At 44.3% G+C, this 11,100-nt stretch carries 8 protein-coding genes and 1 tRNA gene; 8 read left to right on the plus strand and 1 reads right to left on the minus strand.

The annotated features are described in order from the left end of the window. Positions 1 to 59 precede the first annotated feature (59 nt). From I2D69_RS05445 to I2D69_RS05460, 4 genes are all read left to right on the plus strand, one after another. The gene (locus tag I2D69_RS05445; protein ID WP_173769627.1) at positions 60 to 1,745 is read left to right on the plus strand and encodes a trypsin-like peptidase domain-containing protein; all 1,686 of its coding nucleotides are present in this window, start codon (positions 60 to 62) and stop codon (positions 1,743 to 1,745) included. Between the two features lie 164 nt (positions 1,746 to 1,909). Next, complete coding sequence (gene clpX / locus I2D69_RS05450) at positions 1,910 to 3,343, plus strand: ATP-dependent Clp protease ATP-binding subunit ClpX (RefSeq protein WP_118579648.1); 1,434 nt, start codon at positions 1,910 to 1,912, stop codon at positions 3,341 to 3,343. 107 nt (positions 3,344 to 3,450) lie between these two features. Beyond that, positions 3,451 to 3,975 carry a zinc ribbon domain-containing protein gene (locus I2D69_RS05455; RefSeq protein ID WP_118579645.1) on the plus strand — a complete coding sequence of 175 codons (525 nt, stop codon included), beginning with the start codon at positions 3,451 to 3,453 and terminating at the stop codon, positions 3,973 to 3,975. A gap of 13 nt (positions 3,976 to 3,988) precedes the next feature. Next, positions 3,989 to 4,453, plus strand: coding sequence for a signal peptidase II (locus I2D69_RS05460; protein ID WP_173769628.1), 465 nt, complete (start codon positions 3,989 to 3,991; stop codon positions 4,451 to 4,453). Between the two features lie 37 nt (positions 4,454 to 4,490). Here the strand turns inward: I2D69_RS05460 and I2D69_RS05465 are convergent, their stop codons facing one another. After that, on the minus strand, positions 4,491 to 4,739 hold the full coding sequence (locus tag I2D69_RS05465) for a helix-turn-helix transcriptional regulator (RefSeq protein ID WP_118579639.1): 249 nt from the start codon (positions 4,737 to 4,739) through the stop codon (positions 4,491 to 4,493). A 267-nt stretch (positions 4,740 to 5,006) separates the two neighbouring features. Between I2D69_RS05465 and I2D69_RS05470 the strand changes: the two genes are divergently transcribed. The 4 genes from I2D69_RS05470 (at position 5,007) to I2D69_RS05485 (ending at position 10,848) form a co-directional block, all read left to right on the plus strand. After that, positions 5,007 to 5,090, plus strand: a tRNA-Leu gene (locus tag I2D69_RS05470). A 236-nt stretch (positions 5,091 to 5,326) separates the two neighbouring features. Beyond that, on the plus strand, positions 5,327 to 6,403 hold the full coding sequence (locus tag I2D69_RS05475; protein WP_118584285.1) for a carbamoyl phosphate synthase small subunit: 1,077 nt from the start codon (positions 5,327 to 5,329) through the stop codon (positions 6,401 to 6,403). Then, positions 6,403 to 9,618, plus strand: a complete 3,216-nt coding sequence (gene carB / locus I2D69_RS05480; RefSeq protein WP_173769629.1) for a carbamoyl-phosphate synthase large subunit — start codon at positions 6,403 to 6,405, stop codon at positions 9,616 to 9,618. Before I2D69_RS05475 ends, carB begins: the two co-directional genes overlap by 1 nt. Positions 9,619 to 9,945: 327 nt before the next feature. Continuing rightward, positions 9,946 to 10,848: an undecaprenyl-diphosphate phosphatase gene (locus tag I2D69_RS05485; RefSeq protein ID WP_173736706.1), complete on the plus strand. Its 903-nt coding sequence runs from the start codon at positions 9,946 to 9,948 to the stop codon at positions 10,846 to 10,848. Positions 10,849 to 11,100 lie beyond the last annotated feature (252 nt).

Genomic DNA, 11,100 nt, shown 5'->3' on the forward strand with positions numbered 1-11,100 from the left:
ATGCTGCAGATTCCAACGTGAACAGCAGCACTGTTTATGAACATAGAAGGGAGCAGAATATGAGTGATGAATGGAATTGGGGACAGGAGCCAGAGAAAACGGATGGCAGCTCCCAACAGCCAGAGAATACAGGTGAATCCGGATCGGCTGCATCGGATCAGACAGCGGCCCCCGAAGATGAACTGAATGAAAATGTAACTTATCATTACAAATATACCAGCAGCAGAAATTCAGATGGTGCAGGAAACACAGACAATGGAAATTATTACGCTTCCAGCAATAATTCAGATACTTCCGGAAATTCATCCAAAGACAGCAATTTTCAGTCTCAATCTTCGGAGCCCAGATATGCGCATTATCAGGTTGATGAACAGGAGAAGAAGCCAGAAGAAAAGAAAAAAGAAAAACATCACAGACTTCATAAGGATAAGGCAGCATCTTCAGGTTTTGGAAGGAAAGCAGGAAATACCATTACGCTGGCAGTGATTTTTGGTCTGGTGGCAGGTCTGGTATTTCAGGCAGTGAATATGGTGTCAGATAAATATTTTAAGAAAGAAACTCAGACTGCAGTAGGAACTGCAGAGACACTTACTTCTTCAGCATCTGCCAGTACCACGGCAGAAGAAAACACAGATGCAGGCGAAGGCATCAATGCAGAAATTGTAGCAAATGAAAAAGGTCCCGTTGCAGGGGTTGCTCAGGCTGCAATGCCCTCAGTCGTGGCAATCACTTCAGTAAGCATGCAGGAAATTCGCAGCTTTTTCGGCTACGGAATGGAATATCCCAGCACAGGAAGCGGTTCTGGTATTATTGTCGGAGAGAATGATGACGAACTTCTCATTGCTACCAACAATCATGTAGTGGAGGGCGCCACTACACTGAGTGTCTGCTTTATCGGAAGTGATGTGGTAAGTGCAGAACAGGAAACTGAGAATTATATAAATGGAAATGGAGACTTGAATATTGATGGTGCAGTTTCCGCAAAGATAAAAGGAACTGACGAGGATACAGACCTTGCGGTGATCGCAGTTGAAAAAAGTGACATTCCGGAAGAAACCATGAGCCAGATTAAAATTGCCCAGCTTGGCAATTCGGATGATCTTGCTGTTGGCGAGCAGGTGGTTGCTATTGGTAATGCACTTGGTTATGGTCAGACTGTAACATCTGGCTGGATAAGTGCCCTGGACCGCACTGTTCAGTCCGATTCTAATACTTATGAGGAGCTGATCCAGACAGATGCAGCAATCAATCCTGGCAACAGTGGTGGTGCCCTTTTAAATATGCAGGGAGAATTGATTGGAATTAACTGTGCCAAAATTGCATCAAGCAGTATAGAGGGAACCGGATATGCCATTCCGATTTCCAAGGCACAGCCCATTCTGGAAGAACTTATGAATCGTAAGACAAGGGATAAAGTTTCAGATGAGTCACAGATTGGCTATCTGGGAGTTAAATTCGCCGATCTTTCCAGAGAAGCAATCCAGATGTATAATATGCCATCTGGTGCATTTGTTATGGATGTGTATCCGGGAGAGGCAGCAGATAATGCCGGAATCCAGAAAAGCGATATTATTATCAAGCTGGATGGCCAGAAGGTTTCAAGTAAGGCTGATATCAACGATAAGCTTCAGTATTATTCAGCTGGTGAAGAAATCGAAATTGAGGTGGCACGGTTAAATAACGGAGAGTATGAGGAATCGACAGTAACTGTTACATTGAGTGCAAGACCGGATGGTAATCAGTAATATGCAAGGGGAGCTGATAAGGCTCCCCTTTTCACATTTTATAAAAAGTTAATTTCTAAATCAGAGAAAAGTATGATACAATAAGAAAACAAAAATGATTTTTACATAAGATAGGAAAGACTGCTGGTCAGCCTGATAACAGCAGCAGGAAAGGAAATAATTATATGACTGAACATTTTGACGATGAAAAAGACGAAATCATCGATGGCGATATAACAGAGAAGAACGATGATCACGAAGATGACAGCGATTATGAGAAATTCTGTTTTCTCTGTCATCGTCCGGAGAGCCAGGCAGGCAAAATGATCGAGCTTCCTAACAATATACATATCTGTAATGATTGTATGCAGAAAAGCTTTGACACTATGACCCAGCAGATGAATAACGGACTGAATCTGAACGATCTTCTTAATATGCCTAATGTGAGTATGATCAATCTGGGCAGTATTCAGGATGCAATTCCCCGTCCGAAGAAAGTAAAGAAGAAAAAAGAAGATGCCAGGCCAGAGATTGATCTTAAGAAGATCCCGGCACCACATAAGATCAAGGCAAGTCTTGACGAATACGTAATTGGTCAGGAGAGAGCCAAGAAAGTAATGTCTGTTGCTGTCTATAATCATTATAAGCGTGTGGCTACAGACACTATGGATGAGATTGAGATAGAGAAGTCCAATATGCTGATGATCGGACCTACCGGATGCGGAAAGACCTACCTGGTAAAAACTCTTGCCAGACTTCTGGACGTGCCGCTGGCTATTGCAGATGCTACTTCTCTTACAGAGGCAGGCTATATTGGTGACGATATTGAGAGTGTGATCTCCAAGCTTCTTGCTGCAGCAGATAATGATGTGGAGAAAGCAGAGCATGGGATTGTCTTTATTGATGAGATTGACAAGCTGGCCAAGAAAAAGAACACCAATCAGCGTGATGTAAGCGGTGAAGCGGTTCAGCAGGGACTTTTGAAGCTTCTGGAGGGAAGCGAGGTAGAGGTGCCGGTCGGAGCCAACAGCAAAAATGCCATGGTTCCTATGGTAACGGTAAATACCAGAAATATTCTGTTTATCTGTGGAGGGGCATTCCCGGATCTGGAGAATATTATCAAGGAGAGACTGAATAAGCAGGCATCTATCGGCTTTTACGCAGACCTGAAGGACAAATATGACAATGATCCACATATTCTGGAGAAGGTAACAGTAGATGATATCCGTGCATTTGGCATGATTCCGGAATTTATCGGACGTCTGCCGATTATATATACACTGGACGGACTGAATGAGGATATGTTAGTGCAGATCCTGAAGGAACCGAAGAATGCAATTTTGAAACAGTATCAGAAGCTCCTTGCCCTGGATGAGGTGAAGCTGGATTATGAGGAGGATGCGCTTCACGCGATTGCGGCCAAGGCACTGGAGAAGCATACTGGAGCCAGAGGTCTTCGCGCCATTCTGGAGGAATATATGCTGGATATCATGTATGAGATTCCGAAAGATGACAGTATTGGACAGGTGATCATTACCAGAGAATATATTGAAGGTACAGGCGGTCCGAGAATCCTGCTTCGCGGACAGGAAATTCCCCTGATCGGGATGGCTCAGTAGACAGGGAAACAGGTGTTTCATCACTTTGCAGCTGTTCAGGAGACAGCTTTTAGCCGTAAAAGTACTGAATAGTTACAACACTTTTTATATGTAAAGGAGATGGTATTATGGCACGCGATTTTTTTGACGAGTTAAGTGACACAATTACAAGGACAACCAAGGATCTTGGAAAAAAAGCCGGTCAGCTTTATGAGGCGCAGAAGATCAGAAGCAAGATTTCCAGTGAAGAGCAGATGGTACAGAAACTGAAAGCAGACATTGGAAATGTGATCTTTGAAAAGTACAAAGAAGGTGCAGAAGTAGAAGAAGCTCTTAAAGGGTTCTGTGAAGAGATTGAGCAGCATCTGGATATTATTGACGGATATAAGGATGCAGCAGCGGAGATGAAGGGACGGAAAATCTGTCCGGCATGTGGAAAATCTGTAGACAGAAGTGTCTCCTTTTGTCCATACTGTGGCTCTGTATGCCCGACTCCGGAACCAGAGAAAGCTGAGGGCGATGTGGTGGACACTGAGACTGCAGAACCTGTAGAAGAGACAGAAGAGAAGCAGGCAGAGAATGAGGCAGGTACAGAGGAAGAAAAGGTCTCAACAGAAACTGAGAAAAGTGGTCAGGATTTTCCAGGTAAATAAGGAGGCTGCATTTATGCTTTCGCTAACAATTGCCGGCGGAATTTTTCTGTTGGATTATAAGATAAAAGAACATATTGACAGTACCCGCCTTCAGGGAAGCAAAGAAGAAGTACTGGGAGGCAGACTGCTCCTTCGGAACTGTCACAATAAAGATAAGATTCTTGGTAAGGTAAAAATCGGCAGGGAGAATTGCCAGGAGCTTGCAGCAGCTGGTATGGGCTGTGTGGCAGGGGAATACTGGCACCAGCTTCTCCCCGGCGGAAATAAGCTTAGCAGAGCCGGTCTTGCCATGATCCTGGGTGGTGGAATGTCCAACTACACAGACCGTCGAAATAAAGGATATGTTACAGATTATGTGAGCCTGAATGTGAAGAACAAAGAAATTCGTAAGATCGTATTTAATCTGTCTGACGTATGTATTGCTGCAGGTACCATTCTGTGGGCAGCAGGAAATTTATTTTCATATAGGAAAAAATAATCTGAGACAGAAAACAAAAGACACCTGGCACAGTGCGCTAGGTGTCTTTTGTTTTTCTGGAGAGCAGTGAGGGAGGATAAGGCTGCTTTGTATCTGTGCGTTCCAGCAGATAATCTACACTTACATTATAGAAGTCTGCAATTTTGCATAAGACATCAGGAGGGATGATTCTTTCCCCTCGTTCATAACGCGAGTAGGTACGCTGGATCACATTGAGATAGTGAGCCATGTATTTCTGTGTCAGATCATGATCTTCCCGCAGCTCTCTGATTCTTTTGTACGTCATATTTCATTTCTCTGGTGTAAAAGTATAAATAGTATCAGCCGTCAGCCACAGGTGGATAACGGTTGATTTCATTATAAATTGCGGTTCCCTTGGAATAGTTAAAAAGACCAAAATGGACTAAGAACAAATCTCTGTCGGAATCCTAAAGGATACAAAAATATATTTTTTAAATTTTTCAAATTTTTTTGAAAATTAGTGTTGACATTTGACTGAATGTGTTGTATTATAATCAAGCAGTCGCGAGAGAGCGATTGAAACATAAGAAATGCAGGAGTGGCGGAATTGGCAGACGCGCAGGCTTCAGGTGCCTGTGGTCGCAAGATCGTGTGGGTTCAAGTCCCATCTCCTGCATTATTTTTTTTCTTTTGTTACGAATACCAGAGTTGCGTATAAGGTTGGCTGTGAGGCACAGGATGTCTCTTTTATTCAGACTCGGATCCAGTAGCTTTTTTCTGTTGTGCAATTTTTTTCAGCACAACAGAATTTTTTTTTGCTCATATTTTGTTGAAAAAAGCATTTTGCTATGATACAATCTTGAAGATTTAGGATAAAATAAGAAAGAAAATGATATAAGAAAGGGAGATTGTATGAAAGCATTTCTGATATTAGAAGATGGCCATGTATTTACAGGAACCAGCATTGGTTCTGCAAGGGAAGTCATCAGCGAGATTGTTTTTAATACTTCCATGACCGGTTATCTGGAAGTAATGACAGACCCGTCTTACGCAGGACAGGCGGTATGCATGACCTATCCATTAATAGGAAATTACGGAATCTGTTATGATGACCAGGAATCCACCAGACCGTGGATCGACGCATTTATCGTACGTGAATTATCCCGTGTTCCAAGCAATTTCAGAAGCGTTGACACCATTCAGCATTTCTTGACCAAGCATGATATTCCTGGAATCGCAGGAATCGACACCAGAGCTCTTACCAAGATCCTCCGTGAGAAAGGTACCATGAACGGTATGATCACAGTGGATGAAAATTATGACTTAAACGCAATTCTCCCCAAGTTAAAAGCATATACAACTGGTAAAGTAGTGGAAAAAGTAACCTGCCGTGAGAAAGAAATCCTTCCTGGAAATGGTCCGAAGGTAGCCCTCATGGATTTTGGTGCGAAACGTAATATTGCCCGTTCCCTGAATAAGCGCGGATGTCAGGTAACTATTTACCCGGCTCTTACACCGGCCGAGGAGATCCTTGGAGATCATCCAGACGGAATCATGCTCAGCAATGGCCCTGGAGACCCGAAAGAATGCACTTCTATTATTAAAGAAGTAAAGAAACTTTACGATTCCGATGTTCCGATTTTTGCAATCTGTCTTGGACATCAGCTGATGGCACTTGCAACAGGCGGAGATACCTATAAGATGAAATATGGTCACCGTGGTGGAAACCATCCGGTAAAAGACCTTACAACAGGCAGAGTTTACATCTCTTCCCAGAATCATGGCTACGTAGTAGATGCCAAGGACCTTGAGGAGAAAAACATTGCTCATCCTGCATTTGTGAACGTAAATGACGGAACAAACGAAGGAATGGCATACGTTGGAAAGAATATTTTTACTGTACAGTTCCATCCGGAGGCATGCCCGGGACCGCAGGATTCCAGTTACCTGTTTGACAGATTTATGGATATGATGGGAGGAAATAAATAATGCCAAGAAATAAAGACATTAAAAAAGTACTTGTTATTGGTTCAGGTCCGATCATCATCGGCCAGGCAGCAGAGTTTGACTACGCAGGAACACAGGCCTGCCGTTCCCTGAAAGAAGAAGGTCTGGAGGTTGTTCTTCTGAACTCCAATCCGGCTACAATCATGACAGATAAAGATATTGCAGACCGTGTTTACATTGAGCCTCTTACCGTAGAAGTGGTAGAGCAGCTGATCCTGAAAGAGAAGCCAGACAGCGTTCTTCCTACCCTGGGCGGTCAGGCAGGTCTGAACCTTGCCATGGAGCTGGATGAGAAAGGCTTCCTGAAAGAACATAATGTAAGACTGATCGGTACTACAGCCCAGACCATTAAGAAAGCTGAAGATCGTCAGGAATTTAAGGATACCATGGAGAAAATCGGCGAGCCAGTTGCAGCTTCCAAGGTTGTTACCACGGTGGAGGATGGTCTTGCATTTACCAATACCATTGGCTATCCGGTTGTTCTTCGTCCTGCTTACACCCTTGGCGGAAGCGGCGGCGGAATTGCCCACAATGAATACGAGCTTCGTGAGATCCTGGAGAATGGTCTTCGTCTTTCCCGTGTTGGAGAGGTTCTGGTAGAGCGCTGTATCGCAGGCTGGAAAGAAATCGAGTATGAGGTAATGCGTGACAGTGCAGGAAACTGCATCACTGTCTGCAACATGGAGAACATTGACCCGGTTGGTGTCCACACAGGAGACTCCATCGTAGTTGCTCCGTCCCAGACTCTTGGAGACAAAGAGTACCAGATGCTTCGTACCTCTGCCCTGAACATTATCACAGAGCTTGGAATTACAGGCGGATGTAACGTTCAGTACGCACTGAAACCAGACAGCTTCGAATACTGTGTTATCGAGGTTAACCCTCGTGTAAGCCGTTCCTCTGCACTTGCAAGTAAGGCAACTGGTTACCCGATCGCGAAGGTTGCAGCGAAGATCGCACTTGGATATACACTGGATGAGATCCCAAATGCCATCACTGGAAAAACATACGCAAGTTTCGAGCCGATGCTTGACTACTGTGTTGTTAAGATCCCGAGACTTCCATTTGATAAATTTATCACAGCTAAGAGAACCCTTACCACTCAGATGAAAGCTACTGGTGAGGTTATGAGTATCTGCCATAACTTTGAGGGTGCTCTTATGAAAGCAATCCGTTCCCTGGAGCAGCATGTAGACAGCCTGATGTCCTACGATTTTACACAGCTTACAGATGAGGAACTGCTGGATGAGCTGGCAATCGTGGACGACCGCAGAATCTGGAAGATTGCAGAAGCAATCCGCCGTGGTATGCCGCAGTCCATGCTTCATGACATTACTCAGATCGACATCTGGTTCATTGACAAGTTGGCAATCCTTGTTGGAATGGAAAATGCCCTGAAGACCAGAAAACTTACCAAAGAGCTTCTTCTGGAAGCAAAACGTATGGAGTTCCCGGACTACATTATCGCCCGCCTTACAGGCAAAACAGAAGAGGAAATCAAAGCTTTCCGCGCAGAGGCTGGTATCAAAGCCGCTTACAAGATGGTTGATACCTGTGCCGCAGAATTTGCTGCTGCCACTCCGTATTACTATTCTGTATACGGTGATGAAGGAACAGAGAATGAAGCAATTGCCACACCAGATAAGAAAAAAATCCTGGTACTTGGCTCCGGCCCGATCCGTATTGGACAGGGTATTGAGTTTGACTTCTGCTCTGTACATTGTACCTGGGCTTTTGCAAAAGAAGGATATGAAACTATCATTATCAACAACAACCCGGAGACAGTAAGTACTGACTTTGATATTGCAGACAAGCTGTATTTCGAACCTCTTACACCGGAAGATGTTGAAAATATTGTAAATATTGAGAAACCGGACGGAGCAGTTGTTCAGTTCGGCGGACAGACAGCCATCAAGCTGACAGAAGCCCTTACCAAGATGGGCGTGAAGATCCTTGGAACATCTGCTGAGAATGTAGATGCTGCAGAGGACCGTGAGCTGTTCGATGAAATCCTGGAGAAATGTCAGATCCCGAGACCGAAGGGACACACTGTATTTACCGCAGAAGAGGCGAAGAAAGCAGCAAATGAGCTGGGCTATCCGGTTCTGGTTCGTCCTTCCTATGTACTTGGTGGACAGGGTATGCGAATTGCCGTAAGCGATGAGGATGTAGATGAATATATTGGAATCATCAACCAGATCGCACAGGAGCATCCGATTCTTGTTGACAAGTACCTGATGGGAAAAGAAATCGAGGTTGATGCCGTTTGCGATGGCGAGGACATCCTGATCCCTGGTATTATGGAACATATTGAGCGTGCCGGAATCCACTCCGGTGACAGTATTTCCGTATATCCGGCAAGAACCATCAGTGAGAAGGCAAAAGAGACAATTGCAGAGTACACCAGACGTCTTGCAAGAGCACTTCATGTAGTGGGTATGATCAATATCCAGTTCATCGTTCTTGGGGATGATGTATATGTAATCGAGGTTAATCCTCGTTCCAGCCGTACCGTACCTTACATCAGCAAGGTTACAGGAATCCCGATCGTACCGCTGGCAACAAAGGTAATCCTTGGATACAAACTGAAGGATATGGGCTATGAGCCGGGACTTCAGCCAGAAGCAAAACATATTGCCATCAAGATGCCGGTATTCTCCTTCGAGAAGATCCGCGGCGCTGATATCAGCCTTGGACCAGAGATGAAATCTACCGGTGAGTGCCTTGGTATTGCAGAGACCTTCAATGAGGCTCTTTACAAAGCATTCCTTGGAGCTGGAATCCGTCTGCCGAAATATAAGAACATGATCATGACTGTAAGACCGGAAGAGCAGGAGGACGCTGTACCGATCGCTAAGAGATTTGAGGCACTTGGATACCGTATCTATGCCACAAGAGGAACTGCCAATACTCTGAAAGAGCATGGTGTTAAGGTAATCCGTACCAACAAGCTGGAGCAGCCTGCACCGAACCTTATGGACTTGATCCTTGGTCATAAGATTGATGTGGTTATTGATATCCCATCCCAGGGTGTTGAGCATCAGAAGGATGGTTTCGTGATCAGACGTAATGCTATTGAGACAGGTGTAAATGTTCTTACCAGCCTTGATACTGCAGAAGCGCTTGTGACCAGTCTTGAAAATACAGATGCCAATTGCTTAAGCCTGATTGATATTGCAACTATTGCAAGACGCTAAAGGAAGAGTGTGCAGTCTGGGATTTTTGCGTTACTGTTTACTGGTAACATTCCGCGAGGTGTTTTTTGTGAACAAAGTTCACAGAAAACCCGAGAGTTGCGGCGCGAAATCATGCAAAGCATGATTTCTGTGCATCGCGAAGCGTGTTACTGTGAACGGAGTGAACAGTAACATTTTTGCAGTAAAAATTGTAGAAAAAAACAAAATACAAGTTTACGAAAAATACTTTCTGTAATATACTAAAGAGGACGGAGAAGTTTAAGTCTCCGTCCTCATTTTGTTAAAGTGGGTGCACATGGAGAGTGCATTCATAAGAAAGGGGTAGAAATGGATATTATCGAACTTTTAAAGGTAATTTTCCTTGGCATTGTGGAGGGAATTACAGAATGGCTTCCCATCAGCAGTACCGGTCATATGATCCTGGTAGATGAATTTCTTCATCTGGATGTTTCCAAAGAATTTATGGATGTATTTCTGGTAGTGATCCAGCTTGGAGCCATCCTTGCAGTTGTTGTTTTGTATTGGAATAAGCTGTGGCCTTTTTACATAAAGAAGCTTCCAAGAAGAACCCAGATGGCTATTGCGAAGAAGCCCAAATGGGCACAGGTGATCCTGAATTTTGTGGAGCGCTTCTGCGATAAAGAGAAATGGGTGCTGTGGTTTAAGATTGTGGTAGCATGTCTGCCGACCATTGTGATCGCACTTCCGTTTGATGATTTCATTGAAGAACATTTTAATAACTATGTGGTTGTTGCTATTGCGCTGATTGTTTACGGTGTTTTGTTTATTGTTGTGGAAAACTATAACAAAGGCAGAGAGCCGCAGTGCACAAGTCTGGAAGATTTGTCCTTTAAGACTGCTTTCCTGATCGGCTGTTTCCAGGTACTCTCTGTCATTCCTGGTACATCCAGATCTGGTTCTACCATCATCGGAGGAATCCTGGTGGGAACTTCCCGTACAGTTGCAGCTGAATTTACCTTCTTCCTTGGAATCCCGGTTATGTTCGGAGCCAGTCTTCTGAAGATTCTGAAATTTGGCTTTAGTTTTACTGGTACAGAGGTACTGATCCTGGTAGTCGGTATGGTGGTTGCATTTGTGGTTTCCATCCTTGCAATCAAGTTCCTGATGGGATATATCAAGAAGCATGATTTCAAAGCTTTTGGATGGTACCGAATCGTACTTGGTGCGTTGGTGCTGGTTTATTTTGTGGGTAAGACTTTACTGGCATAAATTACAAATAAGAAATTTCGGCGTCAGCCTGCAGGGGAAAATTTGCAGGTTGGCGTTTTTTGCTATTTAATGTGTTGGTCGTTATTCCGGACGCGATTTCACAATGTATATTCACCGCCGCGCGTCGCAACGTTCCGGCAAGCTAATGACTAACTACGACTAAGACGCTCAGGAAAGCCTTCGCGCCTAAGTCTCCGTAAGTCATGGATCTCGCCTCCACTAAAACCGCTCCTGAAATGCGCGGCTTGCGAA

This window comes from Ruminococcus sp. D54t1_190329_F1, assembly GCF_015551645.1.
In the GTDB taxonomy this organism is placed as follows: Bacteria; Bacillota; Clostridia; order Lachnospirales; family Lachnospiraceae; genus Blautia_A; species Blautia_A faecis.

What these genes read in the sequence shown, in the direction of transcription:
- I2D69_RS05445 (WP_173769627.1), top strand. Translation starts at nt 60, where the DNA reads ATGAGTGATGAATGGAATTGGGGACAGGAGCCAGAGAAAACGGATGGC.
- clpX (WP_118579648.1), top strand. Translation starts at nt 1,910, where the DNA reads ATGACTGAACATTTTGACGATGAAAAAGACGAAATCATCGATGGCGAT.
- I2D69_RS05455 (WP_118579645.1), top strand. Translation starts at nt 3,451, where the DNA reads ATGGCACGCGATTTTTTTGACGAGTTAAGTGACACAATTACAAGGACA.
- I2D69_RS05460 (WP_173769628.1), top strand. Translation starts at nt 3,989, where the DNA reads ATGCTTTCGCTAACAATTGCCGGCGGAATTTTTCTGTTGGATTATAAG.
- I2D69_RS05465 (WP_118579639.1), bottom strand. Translation starts at nt 4,739, where the DNA reads ATGACGTACAAAAGAATCAGAGAGCTGCGGGAAGATCATGATCTGACA.
- I2D69_RS05475 (WP_118584285.1), top strand. Translation starts at nt 5,327, where the DNA reads ATGAAAGCATTTCTGATATTAGAAGATGGCCATGTATTTACAGGAACC.
- carB (WP_173769629.1), top strand. Translation starts at nt 6,403, where the DNA reads ATGCCAAGAAATAAAGACATTAAAAAAGTACTTGTTATTGGTTCAGGT.
- I2D69_RS05485 (WP_173736706.1), top strand. Translation starts at nt 9,946, where the DNA reads ATGGATATTATCGAACTTTTAAAGGTAATTTTCCTTGGCATTGTGGAG.